The 17,340-nt window shown below is 34.2% G+C and carries 17 protein-coding genes; 4 read left to right on the top strand and 13 right to left on the bottom strand.

Annotation, left to right across the window (positions count from 1 at the left end; genetic code table 11):
- From Z053_RS0117305 to Z053_RS0117265, 9 genes are all read right to left on the bottom strand, one after another.
- On the bottom strand, positions 1-3,762 hold a 3,762-nt coding region (locus tag Z053_RS0117305), incomplete at its 3' end, for a PKD domain-containing protein (protein ID WP_152538329.1).
- A gap of 249 nt (positions 3,763-4,011) precedes the next feature.
- Positions 4,012-4,269, bottom strand: a complete 258-nt coding sequence (locus tag Z053_RS28825; RefSeq protein WP_025666247.1) for a hypothetical protein — start codon at positions 4,267-4,269, stop codon at positions 4,012-4,014.
- Between the two features lie 426 nt (positions 4,270-4,695).
- Complete coding sequence (locus Z053_RS0117295) at positions 4,696-5,745, bottom strand: S41 family peptidase (RefSeq protein WP_081748286.1); 1,050 nt, start codon at positions 5,743-5,745, stop codon at positions 4,696-4,698.
- A 40-nt stretch (positions 5,746-5,785) separates the two neighbouring features.
- Positions 5,786-6,559 carry a hypothetical protein gene (locus Z053_RS0117290; protein ID WP_025666245.1) on the bottom strand — a complete coding sequence of 258 codons (774 nt, stop codon included), beginning with the start codon at positions 6,557-6,559 and terminating at the stop codon, positions 5,786-5,788.
- 25 nt (positions 6,560-6,584) lie between these two features.
- Complete coding sequence (locus Z053_RS0117285) at positions 6,585-7,052, bottom strand: hypothetical protein (RefSeq protein WP_025666244.1); 468 nt, start codon at positions 7,050-7,052, stop codon at positions 6,585-6,587.
- Between the two features lie 96 nt (positions 7,053-7,148).
- On the bottom strand, positions 7,149-9,044 hold the full coding sequence (locus tag Z053_RS0117280) for a S41 family peptidase (RefSeq protein WP_025666243.1): 1,896 nt from the start codon (positions 9,042-9,044) through the stop codon (positions 7,149-7,151).
- A complete protein-coding gene (locus Z053_RS0117275) occupies positions 9,041-9,244 on the bottom strand; it encodes a hypothetical protein (RefSeq protein ID WP_025666242.1) in 204 nt (67 codons plus the stop codon). The genes Z053_RS0117280 and Z053_RS0117275 overlap by 4 nt, the downstream gene beginning before the upstream one ends.
- 165 nt (positions 9,245-9,409) lie before the next feature.
- Complete coding sequence (locus Z053_RS0117270) at positions 9,410-10,513, bottom strand: helix-turn-helix domain-containing protein (protein ID WP_025666241.1); 1,104 nt, start codon at positions 10,511-10,513, stop codon at positions 9,410-9,412.
- 86 nt (positions 10,514-10,599) lie between these two features.
- A complete protein-coding gene (locus Z053_RS0117265) occupies positions 10,600-11,430 on the bottom strand; it encodes a helix-turn-helix transcriptional regulator (RefSeq protein ID WP_152538328.1) in 831 nt (276 codons plus the stop codon).
- Positions 11,431-11,533: 103 nt separating this feature from the next.
- On the opposite strand from Z053_RS0117265, the gene Z053_RS0117260 reads away from it, so the two are divergent.
- Genes Z053_RS0117260 through Z053_RS0117245 form a run of 4 tightly spaced genes read left to right on the top strand, consistent with a single transcriptional unit; the run spans position 11,534 to position 14,413 of the window.
- Positions 11,534-12,517, top strand: a complete 984-nt coding sequence (locus Z053_RS0117260; RefSeq protein ID WP_025666239.1) for a polysaccharide deacetylase family protein — start codon at positions 11,534-11,536, stop codon at positions 12,515-12,517.
- On the top strand, positions 12,514-12,921 hold the full coding sequence (locus tag Z053_RS0117255) for a DoxX family membrane protein (protein WP_025666238.1): 408 nt from the start codon (positions 12,514-12,516) through the stop codon (positions 12,919-12,921). The genes Z053_RS0117260 and Z053_RS0117255 overlap by 4 nt, the downstream gene beginning before the upstream one ends.
- Before the next feature lie 3 nt (positions 12,922-12,924).
- Positions 12,925-14,031, top strand: a complete 1,107-nt coding sequence (locus Z053_RS0117250; RefSeq protein ID WP_025666237.1) for an alkene reductase — start codon at positions 12,925-12,927, stop codon at positions 14,029-14,031.
- A 4-nt stretch (positions 14,032-14,035) separates the two neighbouring features.
- On the top strand, positions 14,036-14,413 hold the full coding sequence (locus Z053_RS0117245; protein WP_160170116.1) for a cupin domain-containing protein: 378 nt from the start codon (positions 14,036-14,038) through the stop codon (positions 14,411-14,413).
- 4 nt (positions 14,414-14,417) lie between these two features.
- Here Z053_RS0117245 and Z053_RS0117240 read toward each other — a convergent pair whose 3' ends face one another.
- From Z053_RS0117240 to Z053_RS0117225, 4 genes are read right to left on the bottom strand one after another with little or no spacing between them, the layout of a single operon-like run.
- The gene (locus tag Z053_RS0117240; protein WP_025666235.1) at positions 14,418-15,299 is read right to left on the bottom strand and encodes a cation diffusion facilitator family transporter; all 882 of its coding nucleotides are present in this window, start codon (positions 15,297-15,299) and stop codon (positions 14,418-14,420) included.
- Between the two features lie 2 nt (positions 15,300-15,301).
- Positions 15,302-15,670 carry a DUF3703 domain-containing protein gene (locus Z053_RS0117235; RefSeq protein ID WP_025666234.1) on the bottom strand — a complete coding sequence of 123 codons (369 nt, stop codon included), beginning with the start codon at positions 15,668-15,670 and terminating at the stop codon, positions 15,302-15,304.
- Between the two features lie 58 nt (positions 15,671-15,728).
- Positions 15,729-16,142: a Fur family transcriptional regulator gene (locus Z053_RS0117230; RefSeq protein ID WP_025666233.1), complete on the bottom strand. Its 414-nt coding sequence runs from the start codon at positions 16,140-16,142 to the stop codon at positions 15,729-15,731.
- Between the two features lie 2 nt (positions 16,143-16,144).
- The gene (locus Z053_RS0117225) at positions 16,145-17,338 is read right to left on the bottom strand and encodes an efflux RND transporter periplasmic adaptor subunit (RefSeq protein ID WP_025666232.1); all 1,194 of its coding nucleotides are present in this window, start codon (positions 17,336-17,338) and stop codon (positions 16,145-16,147) included.
- Positions 17,339-17,340 lie beyond the last annotated feature (2 nt).

The raw sequence follows: 17,340 nt of genomic DNA, 5'->3' as shown, positions 1-17,340 counted from the left end.
TTTTACATTGTTTACATACCATTCGTATCTTAGATCTCCTGTACCGCCTCCTACGCTTGAAGCAGTAAAACTTACATTGGTTCCTTTTACAATATTAGTGTAGTTTGCACTTACTGTAGGGATCGTAATAGGAGGATAGGCCACCACTACATTCATCGTTTTACTTACCCGGTGTTTGGTTTGCGTATTATACGCTATTACAGATACAGTATATGTATCTTCGGCACTAAAAGCTTTAGTAAAGCTTGTACTACTATCACATTGTTCTTGTGTACCATTTACAGACCAGGTATAGAGATCGGCACCGCCACTTCCTGAGGTATTAGCAGTAAAAGTAGCTGCCTGATTCGGCTGTATTGCGCTTAAGCTTGGACTAATGGTCACATCACCCAAAGTAGCTGTTTGTTCTCCCTGGTAATTATAACGCACTTGTTGTGCGATATGTTGATCATCATCTAATGCATATTGCATACGGTTCATTTCGTCATAACGGTAGTATGCTGTTTCTCCTTTTGCGCTAGTTATACTACTCACACCAATTAATGGATCATAGGTATACCCCATTACCTGAGCATCTGCAAAATAGGTGTGTTCTCTAAGATCTTTAAACAAATTACGCATGGTTACCTCTTCTGCAGCTGTATCTTCGGTATTGGATGCCGTTTGTAATTGGGTAATTATTGCTGTAGCCGTAGCAGGAATTCCAGTATAACTGGCATTAGCAATTTTTACAATAGGTTGAGTATTGTTATATCCCCAGATATACATAATACGACTTCCATCAGCCTGTGAAACTTCTAATGGATTTCCTTCGGTATCATATTTATGATAGGTAAGGCGTGGCTCAGGAGTATCAGTTCCTTTGGCAATTTTAGTAATCCCAGGTAGTAGAATCCCGTTACCCCAATCTGTAAATTCTGTGATTTGGGTAGATAATACATCACCTGCTTCTATATTTTGAATTTCTATAGGAGTCGTAATCCTGTTTTGAGTCACCAGAGCATTGTTTACCGTACTACTCTTATCATAAGGATAACTATAGTTTGTAGCAACGGTAGCCTGATTACTAATTGTAGTGGTTTGTGTTTTTAACTGCCCATATGGATCATCGTAGGTATAGGTAACCTCCTTGGTAATGGTTTTACTATGATGAATTTCTTCTTGTTTTGATGATGTAATAGGATACAATTCAGAACGGTTTACATATTGGGTCCACTCAGAATTATTAACCCCAGATGTAGACGTTTGTAGATTTCCATCGGCATCGAAGATATATCTAACCTTACCTGCTTTTAAGTTAAACGAATTTAAATGGCTTAACGCTCCTAAATGCCTTTCTAACTTATTGTATATATTGGTAGTTTTTCCATTCACTTCATATGCATTTCCGTTTTTGGCATAGGATTCTTGTTTTTTCACAAGTCCTTTTCTCCAGTTACTTTGCTCTATAGGAGCATAAGGATAGTCTTCTTCCAAATTTTTGGTTCCCGAAAAATAAGAACGGGTTTTAAGCATTTCATTTACATCTCCTATCGATTGCTCTTCTACAGTAGTATATAATACCGGGCTACCAATATAAGTACTTAACGGAATCGTACTGGATGATGATCTTTTGGTAAGATTACAGTCCATTTTTGCTTTACCCGGAGGAGTAAGATCCGGCAGGTAATGATAGGATTCTTTGTTTACAAATACAGGTTTTGAAAGATTAATTCCCGAAGAAGTAATCCCATCTTCTTTCATATACGAATATCGTTTGGTGGTATGCCCTCCCTGACTGTCATAAGAGTTTACTTCTTTGATTCGTAGTCCTCCAAAAGGGATATTAATCACTTCTGGTTCTGGAGGAGGGGTTCCCGAATAGTATTTTAGCTGTACATTAGCTACGGCTCTTGGTGTTCTATCTGGATTTGATGGTGCAGCTATTCTTTCTAACTGAACAACCAGTTCATAATCTCCAGCTTCTAGGCTATATAATGTTGGATCCTGTTGTTTGGTAACTGGTTCTTGTTCTGCTGAGGAAATTTCAGATTTATAGTTGCATATACCCTGACCCGGGCAATTTGACACTACGCCTCCTCCAACTTTTTTAAGTTCTACCGAAGCCAGAGAATATCCCATAGAAGTATGTAAATAATAGCCTAAGCTAACTTTAATACCACCGCCGCCTGGAAGTACTTGTGGAGTAAAAGGAATGGTAATGGTTTTATTGATGTTTTCATTTAAAGGATACCTATCTGAAGTGATTATGGTATCTATCTTTACATCCAAACGAGCTTCACTACCAATTTCTCCTGTATCCAGTTTTCCAAACACCTGGTTTTGCTCATAGATAAATTCTGAATATCCCTTGGTAGGATAATGTATCTTTCTTAAAGCACCTTGACGAGTACTGTTAAAATCAGGAGATCGATTTGAGTTTTCTGAAATCAGACTGCCTGTATTATTGGTATTACCACTGTAATACCCCCAATAATCTTGTTTATAATAATCAATAGTTGCAGCAGGGCTACCATAGTATTCGAATCGATAATAACTTTGTTGTTGTGAGGCACTTGTTCTTCCTCTATCTATTGCAGTTAGAAGTTTTCGGGTAGCAGCTTTATCAGTATACGTTAACGTATATGTCATTACATCTTGTCCTATAGCATTCTTTATCGTTATCGCATCAAGTGATGTCGGGTTTTTATCAATATTAATTGCAGTATAGGTAGTATAATCAAAGGTTACGGTTTCTGATGGAGTAATGATTTTATTCAATAATAACCCTTCGGTAGTATTATCAGAATAAGAGTGAGAAACACTGTTTAGGCCTTTTTCTTGTATACACCGTGTATATTCTGGAGAATCAAGATCTACTAAGGTCCAGGCATCAGAATATGTTCTTTGTCGTACGGTATAGTTTTGATATTCGAAAGTGATCGTTTTTGTATTAGGAAGTTCTACTTTGGTAATTACCCAGGCAGAAGGGTAGGTCGTTATGGTAGGTTCTGTAGCACTTAGGGTTTCAATCTCGGTAGTTTCCTGAAGTTCGAAAAAGTAGTTAATTCCTGCATCGTCTATCAACTTAAAACCTTTAAAACTACCTTGAGCCCCAAACAAACGAGTTATCTTATAATTCTTATACGGTGCAAAAACAGCTTCACCATTATGGTTAAAATAAAAAGTAGCAGATAGAGAACCTACACTAATCATATATTTATCAGATTCTGTATCCCATTTTCCTGCCGCAGATTCTCGTATCAATAATCCAATCTCTTCTGATGTCATATTTTGAGAATCTGTATGATACTTATGTACTTTTTTTCCTATTTCATTTGGCCCGATATATCCAAGCGGTGACTCATCTGCAAGACCACGAACTTGTCGGGTAACCATTCCTTTACCAGAAAAATCCCAACCCAATCCGGTAGCTCCGGGAATCACATCGACCATCAATCCAGAATAATTATAGGATAGCGAAATCGGCAGACTAAAGCCTGCTTCATTAATGGTATGCAACGGGATAGTATGGTTCATTCTTCCGGTAGAAAGATTAACGGGAATCTCTCCATACTTTCCTAAACTAGCTGCTTCGGGAGAAGTAGGAAAAATCTTTGGTGGTTCTGTGGGTGGTTGTCCTCCTTGAGCAAGAATTGTAAATCCCAGAAGCAAGAACGTTAACGTAGTGATAAGATGTTTCATAAAAAAGTAATTAATGACTGATTTTGTTTTTCCTGGTGCCAAACCTACAATTACAACCATAACTAAATGTGATAACAAATCAATATTTTTGTATTGATCTGCAACTTTTTAGTAACTGTTTATAAACATGGGTAAAGCACCATAAATGAACTTATTTTTATGTCATGTTAGTTATTCCTGATGCAATATTAAATCATCCCAGTTTCGTTTTTCGGGACTGAGAAAAAAAATGAAAGTTTTTTTAGAAATAAATTTAAAGGGGGTTTCAGGTACCTGGTATCAGGTTTTAGATATGGGTTATGTTCTCTTATTTACCTAACAGAAGGGTTAATGATATTCGTTTTTTGACCTTTTTTTATAGAACCCAAAAGTAAATCCTACCGGTTCTGAGTACACAAAACTCTGTGTGAGTGTATCAAATTCTACAGGTGCGTCTAATTCTTTCATGATACAAAGCATACGATATAATTTGGTTTTAGAGATCCCTAACTTTGCTGCCAGTTCTACAGGAGATCCGGTAGCTTGCAAACGAATAAGCTGATCAATTCGTTCTATCAATTGTATTTGCTTTAACATAGAATTCATAGCTATAGATTAAAAACACATACTGTACTACGAAAAATGATAATGATTATTCGATTATCTTCTTTACCTTATTGGTACAGTAATAGAAAACAAAATTATGGTTTTACCACACTTAATATGTACGGAAAACCATAAACTAAATTTTTAATTCAGAAGTCATCGTTTTCTATTATCAGAACTATGTTAAAAAGCAATCCTAACGAAAAAAAGGAAGTGTTTTTGTAATGAGTTTGGTTTTAGAGTTATCTAAATTAATCTTCAGGTCATCACTCTATTCTGTCTATAACATATTTAATTGGATTATTTGTTAAAACATAGAAAGCCTGAGGTTTTAGCTATTTCTAACTACGACCCCAGGCGACTACTCCCCCGAACCTAACTGCGTTTAATGCTTTTATATAGATTAGATCTATAGCGATTTATGCGCTATTGCAATTCTACTATTGCACGCTCTATCACCTCATCTTTTGTTGTATCTTCAAGATTAAGTACTACAGGAATATCTGGATCTACCCCATCATCCAGATGTCTTCCCTGGGCATCAATAAATTCACTTGTAGAGAGGCTCCAATACCATCCATTAGCTAAATATCCATCGGCTACAGAACCGCTTCCTCCTCCTGTTCTTTGTCCTACTGTTTTTATACTTTCTACCGGATCTACAGAATACAAGAAAGTAGTAGAAGCACTGTATACATTTCTATCGGTAAGCACCATTACGGGTTTCAGGTATTTGTTTGCACTACCCGATGGTTGAAGCGTGATATGACTATCAGAAAAATCATTTGGTCCCGGACCTGTTTTAAAACGTTCAAAGCCGTTATAAATAGGTTTATTTGTGAAATAAGATGCAAATTTGGTTGCCAAAGCCGGATCGCCTCCTGTATTAGTTCGCATATCAAAAACGAGACCTTTGGTGTCTTTTAAATCCAAGAATATTCGCTCAATTTCATCATCAGAAATCTCAACATTCCAAGAAGGAATCCATAGGTATCCGATTTTTCTATCTTGTGGTAAAGTACCCCATACAGCTCTAAATCCCTGCCCACCTGATAATGTCTTTATTTCAGAATTGACCGTATTACCAATATAATTATTCACTAAGATCGCTGCGTCTATTCCTACCGGATACCCTTCTTCAAGATCAAAGCTTATAGACATGCCATTTGGATTGTTTTGATCTTCGATAAGGCTAGAATGACCGTCTCTTAAACTTTTGGTAACCTCTCCTAGAATTTCAAAAAATTCCTTTTGAGTTGTAGTCGCGTTAATCTTTCCTCTAAGGTTGCTTCTCAACGTATTTATATTCACATTCTTAAATTCCAACATAGCATATTTCTCCTGTACCAGAGTGGTGTACTCATCAAATACAGCAAGTGCATCTGTTTTTGGATTTGGTTCCATCAACGCTTTTTCGCAAGAACTGAACACCACCAAAAATAGAAGAAGACCCATTTTTATTTTTAGATATTTCATTACAATGTTTTATTAAAAAATTAATTAAAATGCATCACTCTTACTTAGTGCGTTTAAAAATATTATATCGAATAGAGAGTGAATGTATACCATACGTTACCGGATACTTCTTAACCTCAGAAAACTTCCTCAGATGCCATTTATAACCTACAGAAAACCGGTTTGATAATTGATATCGTATGCTTGTTCTTACCTGAAAATGTCTGGGTATAGTTCTCAATTCATAGTACTTAAAGGCAAAAGGGCTATCTATTTTATCATTTTGATAATCAAAATCTCCATTCTCCAGTACATTCTGCGATGCCGAAAAAGCAAACCCCGTACTTTCTTTGAAATAAGAAACCAATCCTAAATCTAAGCCAAAACGAAACTTTTTATAATCATATATTGCCGAAGCCCACAATGTGCTTCCTGTTACATTATATGCACTGTTATTGCCCAAACCATCAAAGTTTTTTGCATATAAATCCAGCACGTCCCATGTTGCACCAATAAATAGATTTTCTTTAATACGATGAAGATATTTGGCCTGCAACATAGGATTATAAGTGCTAACTGTATTGTCGTGAGTAGCAGCTTTTTCTGTAGTTACTATTCCTTGTAAATTAATTCCCCAAATTGCTTTTTCATTTTCTTTTAGATACCCTAATCCAAATACACCACCAAATCCATTATACTTTACATTAGAGTATTTTACGTCCTGAAAGGAGGAAAAACCACCTCCAATATCAACATAAAAAGAGGACGTTTTTTGTGCATGAAGCTGTACTAAGCTAACTGCAAAAAAGAGCACAATTAAATAGGTTTTTTTCATGTTTTCGTTTTTATGAATTAATTCACTATTGTATTGCGCGTTTAAAAATGAAACGTGTAATAAATATCCCATTGCTATCTCCTTCGCCTGCATCACTTTCTACGGCACTGGTTACAAAAATCAGATCCCAACCTTCTGCCAGCATTGTAGTTATCTTTGATGAAATTACCGCATCGTTTGCTGCAATATTCTGAAAACGAATCCCTACCAGATTGTAAAAGTTTAAAAGTTTAGTTTCCTCAAAATCCTTAACACGAATTGCTTTTCTTTTTGATTTATTACGTGTATTATCATCTTCTGTTTGTGTAGAAGTGAATTCCTTATAATCTCTTTCTGCATTTGCTGAAATAAGTCTTGAACGCCCTAAACCACTTGGAACTATAGATTCTACACTGGTAATAACCTTTACTTCATATTTTGGAGTCGAAGTTTGTGCACTACTTGTTACAATTGATGCGATAATAAATCCGCTTAATAGAATTACTTTTTTCATTTTTCTTACTTTTTATTATTTATTATTAATTTCAGTGTTCTTCCTTCTTACACAACAGTAAACTTCTAGAACACCCTATTTTTTACTGTCTAAATATTACTTCACTTCTTTTATCAATTGTTTTGTTTTCTCTATAACAGCATCTTTTCCTTCGATAAACTCTTCAATTGTTTGGTATACTTTATACTGTGGTACAGTACCACTACCTTCTGGAAATAATTTCTTATCGACATCTTGCTCATTAATCACAATGAAGATGGAAAAGATTAATTTAGAATTGGGTAGATTATAAAACAATGGAATAGATCCTGTATGTCTGTAATATCCTCCTCCAGTTTCTTCTCCAATAAAAATGGCATTACTTTTATCCCTCACTAGTGCGCTAAACAAACCTCCACCAGAAAAAACTCTACCACTTGTTAAGACAAATACATTTCCTTTAAACTTGTTTTTTGCCGGATCACGATGAATAACCTTATCTTCTCTCCAATAATACGCCCCATCATCTCCTTTTATCATTTCTTCTTTCACCATTTTCTTCATAGTTTTTTGGATAGCCTCAGGTTTACTATCGGCATCTAATTCCATCATATCATACCATTGTGGCAGTAAATACTGCGGATATGGTGGTACATTATCAATGGTGTTTAATTTTCTATACTTGTTTTCTTTAAAATGTGTATCAATTAGGTACGAAGCTAATTCCATATCATTTCCATCATCTCCACCAGTGTTTTCTCTGATATCTAAAATCAGATTCTTAATTCCTTTTTTATTTATTTCACTGAAAGCGTTTTTAAGGAATCCGAAGAATTTTTTTTGATTCTTTCGGGTTTCAGTCGAAAATGTATTTACTGTTAATAAAGCCGTATTATCATCCACATATTCTAAGTAATATGGTTTTTCATAATGACTTTCTGTAACTGTATTTTCTAATTCGGATTTCGGAATTCCCGGTAATTTTACAGTACAGCTTTCCTTATCTGAATCATGCAAATATGCTATGGTAAATTTCTCTTGTGGTCCAAAAGCCAAAAAGTAGTTGGTCGAAAAATCATCTTCTAATTGCCTGTATTTAAAAGTAGTATTATACCCATCTGAACTCAGTAACTTAAAAGTTTCTGTAGTTATCTTTTTAATTGTGTTTCCGTTAATACTTAAAATTTGAGTTCCCTTCTTTAATTTCTCATAATCCTGAGCAACGACTAATGTATCTTTTAAAAATTTCACTTTAAAAGGGAAAAAGGCTTTGGTAGCATTGTTCTTTACTTCTGAAAAAATGTCTCCAGAGGTATAAAAACTAGAATGTCCACAATTAATTTTGGTATGAATACCCGTAATTAGATTATAAAATTCCCTAGCGTTTTTGAGTGTTGGTAGTTTTTCATTTGCTTTTTTGAATATTGAGTCAAAGACCTCTTTAGAAGTATACAAATACATTCCACTATGTGCCGTTTCTATAATATTACGGTAGATTTTTAAATCTTCTTTTAATACTAAAGGATCAAATGGTTGTCTTGGCGATGCTGGTATAAATGCTATCTCCTGTCCATCTTGATTAACAAAAACAAACTCAGTTTCGGTTAGTTTTTTAATCGTTCTGGTATTGATTTCATTAGTTTTACTATTTACATAACTTATCGTTTTGCTATTACCATTATACGTCCATTTCTCTTCGGTAACATCTCCATTTACCTCTGTATTTAATGTATAGTCTGAATTGAATTTGAATCTGGCATTGGATGCCAATTCTTTAATTGATAATAGTATTTCCTTTTTATTAGATTTTAGTTCTTTGCCTTCTTTTTTATTACCCTTTTTTTCTACTTCGGTCAATATTTTCACATATAAATCCTCGACTACAGATTCTATTCCCGATGGATCGTATTTCCATTCTCGATCTAATAAATATTCTAAATCTTGAATCTTCTGGCCATATACAGAAATACTTATAAAAAATAAGAGATTGATTATGTATGTTAGTTTTTTCATTTCTTTTTTAATATTGTAATAATTTGATCAATCACATAAATAGTTACTCCAATCAGGATGGGGAGTATAAGAACCATATCGACTCGTATTGCCGGACCAGTTATGGTTTTTTCCCATTTGGTTATCTGTAACTCCCAAACAATAAAACTGGACCAGATCACAATTAAAAAAACCAGTAATATTATAACTACACGTTTCATTTTTGAATAGTTTATTTTAACGTTGCACAAAGATTTGTTAAAAGGAAAAAGACGGCCAAGAAAACCAATAGAGTAGCGGTTCGGATTTCAGAAATCCGAACGGAAATAGTAGTAAAATCAAAGGTTTCATTCCTGTTTCAGGAATCCGGACATAAAAAAAGAAGGTTATTCGTCGTTTTTAAAACGAGAAGGAGTAGTGCCTGTATATTTTCTAAAAGCATCATAAAACGTACTTTTACTTTGGAAACCAACTTCGTTACCAATGCCTTCGACGCTTAAACTATTTGCAATATCACTTCTTAGAAGTTCTTTTGCTTTTTTAACTCTAAAACTATTGATATATGAGTTGAAATTTTGATTAAGCTGGGAATTTATTACACCAGAAATACGTTTGGGATGTGCTCCTATCTTTTCTGCAATATCAATGATAGTTAAATCAGGTATAGTATATACCTTTTCATCCTGAATATATTTCTTTATTTCTTGTAGTAATTGTATTGTACTTTCATTATTTATTAAAGAACCATTGTTTTTGTCATTTTTGTCAACAGTTTTTTCACTATCCTCAATAGGGATTAAAGTCTTTACATTTTGCTGAAGAATACCTCGTACCGATATCCAATACAATAACATAACATTAATAGTAGAAAGAGTTAGATGAAGGTAAAAACCAGTGTCAAAAAACTCTGAAGCTATTGCAATAAAAGTAAGGAGAAGCCCAAAACCAACAAACCCTCTTGCCCAACGTAACTCTCTGTATTCTGTAGACGTATATTGATCTTTTAACTCTTTGGTATGTTTTTTTATAAAGTTTAAAGTTTTAAAACCTATATAGAAAGAAAAAAGAACTCCTCCTAAAAGTACAAGATTATACCAAAGAGATTCTTCTATTATTATTTTCGAGTCATTATCCTGAAAAAACACAACTATTCCGATAATAAATTCTAATACTCCCGGGATTAGCACCCCATAATTGAGTTTGTTTTTAGAGAGTATTGAAACCTGCTGAACGTAGATGTAAAATAAAGGAAACATCAACCAGGTAAAATCAAAAGGCAATAAATTGTATCGAGGATAATACGTTGTAATATTTAAATCTTCTAATATTGCCGGGAGCAAGTTTAAGGCATATACAATTATAAACAAACCCAAAAACAAAGTAGACTTATCCCTTTTTCTATTTATAATAATAAGTAACAGACCAAGAATAACCCCTTGTATTAACCCAAGAGTGTCGATCAGCGATACAACATTATAATTTATCTCCATTATCTAAATGTATAGAAATTTATAGATTAAACATTATCACAATAATGACTCCAAAAAAACATTAATTATAAAATTATTTTGGTTGATTAAAAGTCACTCGGGTTTTTACCTGTATATTTTTTAAATAGTTTATTAAAATGACTAGAGTCTGTAAAACCTGTTTTTTGAGCTATTTCAGAAATATTCAAATTTGTTTGTTTCAATAATCGTTCTGCCATTTTGATTTTTGTCTGAATTACATATTGCTGTATCGAAATACCCGCATGCTTTTTAATAAATACACTTACATAACTAGGAGACATATTAAATGTTGCAGCAATTTTTTTTATTCTAATAGCATCCTTATCCAAAACGTTCTGCCGAATATATGTGAGTACATCACTCACCTTTTCTTCTTCAGAAATGGTAGGTATAGCAACATTCTTATTAAGGTTTCTTGATATTATAATTAATAATGCACCTAATAGCTCTAATAAAATCGAGCGGCTATACAAGGAGGGGGTTTGGTACTCCTTTTTAATAATTCGAAACAATTCGAATACATGCGATCTATCTGTAGTATTAGAAATAATATTTTCGGGAATACTATTAGCATGTAATACAATAGCATCTATATTCTTTCGCCATTTTAAATCAGAAACAAGTTCTGTTTTTTCTATAAAAAGCTGCTCTGTGAATTTAATAAAGCCAAAATCTGTATGATCACTAATGATAAATTCGTGTTCGTCCTTTGGCGTCAATAAGAAGATATCCCCTTCTGCATATTCAAAAACACTCTCATTTAAAATGTGTTGCCCATTCCCCTTGAGAATAAAAATCAATTCGAAAAAATTATGAGAATGCTTTGGATACTCCCACTTATCAAGCGACAGTTCGAATACATTTAAAGATTTTGCACTAAAAAAACGTTTTGACACAAGTATACTAGCATAGATTTTTACAAATATACAATGAATATGTACCAAAAACAGACTTCTTCCTTCATCTAAATTTGCATTATAAATCAAATGGTAAAATCCAATGAAACCAATAAAAATATCTTTTTTAATACTCTCTATAAGCGCATGTGTAGTTCTATTTTCTAGTCATACTTCAGAAAAAAAACTTATAAAGACCACCACAATAGAAACCGATAGCATAACAGATCATTTCTGGCCAAATAATGCACGACTGGTCATCTCATTCTCAATGCAATTTGAAACTGGCGGACAACCAGAGGGCGCAGAAAGTTCTTTTGCAGCAAAACCATTACCAAAGGGACATCCTGATCTTCCCGCACAAAGTTGGTTTCGTTACGGTGCCAAAGAAGGTATTTACCGAATGCTTGATTTGTGGGATAAACACAATATCAAAGTTAGTTCTCATATCGTTGGCGCTGCTGCTATCAAATACCCCGAAGTTGCCAAAGCTATAGCAAATCGCGGTCATGAAATTGCTGCACATGGTATCGCATGGAGTGACCAATGGGATATGACATATGAACAGGAATTAGCATTTATAAAAACTGGTATTGACACAGTTGAAACGATTACCGGACAACGCGGTAGAGGTTATAATGCGAATTGGCTACGACGTAGTCCCAACACACTAAAAGTGCTACAAGAACTTGATTTCTTATATCATATAGATGATTTAAGCCATGACGAACCATTTATCACAGAGGTTAGAGGAAAGGATTTTGTAGTCATGCCGTATACACTTCGTAATAATGATATCGTAAATATTGAAGGTAAAAATTGGACTCCTGGCCAGTTTTTAAATCAATTAAAAATGGAGTTTGATCAATTATATGATGAAGCAGGAAGTAAAAGAAGAATGATGTCTGTGAGTTTACACGACAGAATCGGTGGGGCACCATCAATTGTTCGTGCGGTAGACCTATTCATACAGTATGCTAAGAAACATAAAGGTGTTGTATTTATGCGTAAAGATGATATTGCAAAAATGATAAAAGACGACCCAAAGACACCTAGAGATAATTCTGAATTAATGTATAACCAATGAAAAATACAACTTCAAAAAATCATGCCTATTTACTACTACGATTAGCAATGGGCACCAACCTTTTAGCACATGGATTGGTACGAATTCCAAAAATAGAAACCTTTAGCAACTGGATGATAAACCTTTATAAAGAAGTAGTACTACCCGAAATATTCATTTCTTCTTTTGCCAAAATATTGCCCTTTGCAGAACTCACGATTGGTATCTTCCTAATTTTTGGGTTATTTACCTATCGTACCTGCCTCGCTGGAGGAATACTAATGATTATTCTAATTTTTGGTTCTTGTTTGGTCGAACAATGGGAATGGGTCGGATTTCAAATGGTCTACGTACTGTTCTTTTACCTTTTGATTGATACAACACAAAACAACCCTTTTTCAATTGATAACCTCTTACAAAAATAAGTTATGAAAACCACGCTATATACAAAATACAAAATGAATGGGATTTTATTAAAAAATCGTTTTTTAATGGCTCCTATGACACGCTCCAGAGCAGAAGAACCTGGAAATATACCTAATGCTTTAATGGCAAAATATTACGAACAAAGAGCATCTGCCGGGATTATTATTACCGAGGCTACTCAAATTTCTGTACAAGGAATGGGTTATGCAAAAACTCCAGGAATCTATTCTCAGAAACAAATCGAAGGTTGGAAACTCGTTACAGAGGCAGTACACAAAAAAGGTGGTAAAATCTTTTTACAACTATGGCATGTGGGACGTGTTAGCTCTTCAAAAGTAAATGGATTACAACCTATTGCTCCTTCTGCCGAAATAGCAAAAGATACACAAGTATATATTTTTGATGGTGCTCCTAATGGTGATGCCACATTTGTTCCCGTCGAAAAGCCTCGGGAAATGACCAAAGGCGATATTACCCAGGTTATCGAAGAATTTAGGATAGGAGCAAAAAATGCTATCGAAGCCGGCTTTGATGGAGTCGAAATTCATGGAGCAAATGGATATCTTATTGATCAGTTTTTACGAAGTAATAGCAATCATAGAACAGATGAATACGGCGGCACCAAAGAAAACAGAATTCGTATCCTTAAAGAAATTACACAAGCTGTGGCAGATGAAATAGGTGTTGATAAAACAGGAGTACGACTATCCCCTTTTATAAGTTTTAAAGATATGAATGACCCCGAAATTTTAGAGACCATTATGATTGCTGCCAAAGCATTAAACGAAATAGGAGTAATCTATATTCATTTATGCGAAGCCGATTGGGATGATGCTCCCATAATTCCAGAAGATTTCAGAATTAAATTGAGAGCTAATTTTACACATACAATTATAGCTACAGGAAATAAAACTCCCAAAGAAGCTAATGGTCTATTGGGCAAAAACTTAGTTGACCTGGTAGGGTTCGGAAGAAAATTTCTAACCAATCCTGATTACCCGAAACGAGTACAATTAAATGCTACAATGAATGATATTTCTGATTCCCATACTCTTTTTGGCGGTGGGGATGCAAGAGGGTATACCGATTATCCATTTTTAGATGTATAAAATTATGGTCACAAAAGAACTTAATCCTGCCGGTAGTTTTAAAAATTGGGATAGCACTAAAATGCAAGAACTACAAAACAGCAATAAAAGTAATCGTATTGGAAACACTCTATTATTTGAAGATGATAGTATTAAGGTTTGGTCTATACTATTAAAACCCGGAGATCAATTACCGTTTCATAAACATACAAAAAACTATACCTGGATTTGTTTAACCCAAGGGGTTGCCATATCTCATCATGAAAATGGTAGGATTGTCGAAATAAAGTACCAAAAAGGAGATCTATCATATTATGATCATGATACCAAAGGTGATTTTGTTCATGATTTAAAAAATACTGGTAATTTGCTATTAAAGTTTAATACAATAGAATATAAATAACCTCTTATTGCTTTGTTACCATACACATTTCACCATCCAATTCTGTTTCAATAGTACAGTGGCTAAAATGATAGATCATTAAGGCCTTTTTAACTTCTGATTTTATATAAATAATCTGATCGGTTTCTGTAATGTCTTTTAGCTTAACATGTGCTGTAAAAACATGATGTTCTCCCTCTAGTGACCATACATGTAGGTGGTGTATAGAATCAACACGTGGTACTTGTAGTATTTTTGATTTTACTTCTTCTATATTAATATCTTTCGGAATTCCCTGTAGAAATACGAATAATGTTTCTTTTAATCGCTTAATAACATTATATAGAATATACAGGGTTATTAAAAGAGAAAGGGCAGGGTCAAGGTACTGTACATCTGTAAAATATATAGCAATCGCTGCAAAAAGTACAGCAACCCAACCCAATACATCTTCTAACAAGTGCCAGGAAACCACTTTCTCATTCAACGATTTCCCGCTACTTACTTTCCATGCTGCATAACCATTAACTGCTATTCCTATAAGTGCAAAAACAATCATTCCTCCAGCATCAGAATGTTCGGGTTCTAATAATCTGCCTATGGCTTCATAAATCACATAAATGGATCCTAAAATCAAAACAATGCTATTAATCAGGGCACCTAAGAGAGAGAAACGCCTATAACCAAATGAGAATTTGGCATCGGCTTCTTTTTTAGATTTCCCTTCGAGGTACCATGCAGTACCTAAAGAAAGTGAATCTCCTAAATCATGAATAGCATCAGAAATAATAGCAATGCTATTTACATAAAGACCTCCTATAATTTCTAAAATTGTAAAGCCCAAATTTAGAAAAAATGCAATTTTTAAATTCTTTCCTGCGTGGTCATGTGAGTGGTCGTGTCCCATAATTACTTTTGGTATGATTCTAATTTTATTTTCAAATCATGAGGTATAGGCATTGTTTTTAAAGGAGGTACATTAGCACCTCCTGTATTACCAATAGGGACCTTATTAATAAAAGATTTCCAACCACCCACAATCAAGCGAATAACTTGTCCAAAAATCTCTTTGATATCTCTGGTAAGCACGCCATATTTAAGCATTAAATAATGCGTATAAGAATGCTCCCACGGGTATGATTGCCCCAAAATATGGCTGCGTTCTAAATGATCCCAGGCTTTTGGCAAATTGTTATTGGATAATGCCGTTTTATAAAGCGACAATTCTTTATCATATTCGATTTTAAGCTTTGGTGGTATTGTTATATTAAACTTCATATAATTACATGTTTTATACAAAAATATGTACAGTAGTCATGCAACGGAAGTGCATTTATTAACCGCTACAATGCTCACATATACCTTTTATGACCAAATTCATGTCTTCTGCTATATATCCATCTGGTAAATTGATTTGAGGAATTTTATGCTCTGTAAGACATGTCGTTTCTCTACAGTTATTACAACGAAAATGTAAATGTAAATCTCTGTCAATATCACAATTACAACCAGCTTCGCAAAGCGCATATTTTATCGTGCCCGTTCCATCATCTACCTGGTGTACTATACCTTTTTCCTCAAATGTCTTTACGGTTCTATACAGCGTTGTTCTATCTGCTTTTGCAAAAGCATTTTCAATATCTCCAAGTGTTTTAGCTACATTACTCTGAGTCATATATTTATAGACCAATAATCGCATCGCTGTTGGTCGTACTTTCTTTGATTCTAAAAAACTTTCAATAGTGTTCATTATTAATGCCCGTGACCGTGACCTCCTTCTTCACTATTTTTTGCCTTCCCTAAAATGGTAAAAGCATCTTTTATTACTAATCGAATGATACTAATATCTTTATTTTTATCCTCTAATGTAATCGCTACGAATCCTTCTTCTTCGGTCCCTTTGGTGATCGGTATCATTTCAAAATCTGTAACCATTGTTTCTCCCTCGCTTCTTTTTTCTCCTGCTGCAAAAACATAATGGTTTCCATCAAAACGAACTATGGCTTCTTCTGGAACCGCATATGCTTCGCGAGCACCGACTTCAATTTTTGCGTTTACAAACATTCCCGGAAGCAACTCCTGGTTTTTCTCTTTTAAATGCCCATGAATAGTTATTGATCTATCATCACTTACATTATTACCTATCAAGAAAACCTCTGCTTCCATCCATTTATCAGGTTCATTTGCTAATCGAAAACGAATACGTTGCTCATTTTTTATTAATGGGATATCATCTTCATACACTTTGAGCTCGACATGCAAATCTTCGGCATTAGTGATATCCATTAACACGTCTTCTGATCCAAAGTATTTTCCGGTATTTACATATACTTCTCTCACTACTCCATTAATAGGAGAATATACATTTACCATAGAAGATACTCTTCCATTGTTTACATTAGAAGGATTGATACCTACCATTTTTAATTTACTTTCTAACGCCTGAATATTTGCTTTATTAATTAGGTAATCGCTTTTTGCCTTTTGAAATACTTTTGTCGAAGAGACATTTTCTTTATTTAGTGTTTCCTGACGTTTATAATCTGCTTTCAGGTATTCATTTTTTGCAACTGCTTCGAGGTAATCTCTTTGAAACTCTATAAAATCAGGATTCTCTACTCTTGCTACAAGTTGTCCTTTTCTTAATCGTGTGCCTGGTAACATATCGGTAAATTTCAAAAACCCTCCATAAGGAACTGTAATAGAAAGATTACTTTGTGGCGGAACATCGATCATCCCATTTACACTTAACTCATTTCCTATTTTACGTTTCTGAGCTTTACCTATTTCTATCTGAGTTTGCTTCATTTGTTCATCGGTCAACTCAATAAAGTTTTCGTTACCTTCTTCATGTTTTTCCTCAGAAGTTGTAGTTGGTTTATTATTACACCCTAAGATAAGCAGAAGTATGAATATAGCTATTAATTTATATATGTTTGTTTTCATTT

It is taken from the genome of Aquimarina megaterium XH134, from assembly GCF_000520975.1.
GTDB classification, from domain to species: Bacteria; Bacteroidota; Bacteroidia; order Flavobacteriales; family Flavobacteriaceae; genus Aquimarina; species Aquimarina megaterium.
This window is presented reverse-complemented; position numbering and strand designations above follow the sequence as displayed.

Excerpts from the sequence above, each read along its gene's own strand:
- Z053_RS28825 (WP_025666247.1), bottom strand. The coding sequence starts at position 4,269 with ATGAATTCTATGTTAAAGCAAATACAATTGATAGAACGAATTGATCAG.
- Z053_RS0117295 (WP_081748286.1), bottom strand. The coding sequence starts at position 5,745 with ATGAAATATCTAAAAATAAAAATGGGTCTTCTTCTATTTTTGGTGGTG.
- Z053_RS0117290 (WP_025666245.1), bottom strand. The coding sequence starts at position 6,559 with ATGAAAAAAACCTATTTAATTGTGCTCTTTTTTGCAGTTAGCTTAGTA.
- Z053_RS0117285 (WP_025666244.1), bottom strand. The coding sequence starts at position 7,052 with ATGAAAAAAGTAATTCTATTAAGCGGATTTATTATCGCATCAATTGTA.
- Z053_RS0117280 (WP_025666243.1), bottom strand. The coding sequence starts at position 9,044 with ATGAAAAAACTAACATACATAATCAATCTCTTATTTTTTATAAGTATT.
- Z053_RS0117275 (WP_025666242.1), bottom strand. The coding sequence starts at position 9,244 with ATGAAACGTGTAGTTATAATATTACTGGTTTTTTTAATTGTGATCTGG.
- Z053_RS0117270 (WP_025666241.1), bottom strand. The coding sequence starts at position 10,513 with ATGGAGATAAATTATAATGTTGTATCGCTGATCGACACTCTTGGGTTA.
- Z053_RS0117260 (WP_025666239.1), top strand. The coding sequence starts at position 11,534 with ATGAAACCAATAAAAATATCTTTTTTAATACTCTCTATAAGCGCATGT.
- Z053_RS0117255 (WP_025666238.1), top strand. The coding sequence starts at position 12,514 with ATGAAAAATACAACTTCAAAAAATCATGCCTATTTACTACTACGATTA.
- Z053_RS0117250 (WP_025666237.1), top strand. The coding sequence starts at position 12,925 with ATGAAAACCACGCTATATACAAAATACAAAATGAATGGGATTTTATTA.
- Z053_RS0117245 (WP_160170116.1), top strand. The coding sequence starts at position 14,036 with ATGGTCACAAAAGAACTTAATCCTGCCGGTAGTTTTAAAAATTGGGAT.
- Z053_RS0117240 (WP_025666235.1), bottom strand. The coding sequence starts at position 15,299 with ATGGGACACGACCACTCACATGACCACGCAGGAAAGAATTTAAAAATT.
- Z053_RS0117235 (WP_025666234.1), bottom strand. The coding sequence starts at position 15,670 with ATGAAGTTTAATATAACAATACCACCAAAGCTTAAAATCGAATATGAT.
- Z053_RS0117230 (WP_025666233.1), bottom strand. The coding sequence starts at position 16,142 with ATGAACACTATTGAAAGTTTTTTAGAATCAAAGAAAGTACGACCAACA.
- Z053_RS0117225 (WP_025666232.1), bottom strand. The coding sequence starts at position 17,338 with ATGAAAACAAACATATATAAATTAATAGCTATATTCATACTTCTGCTT.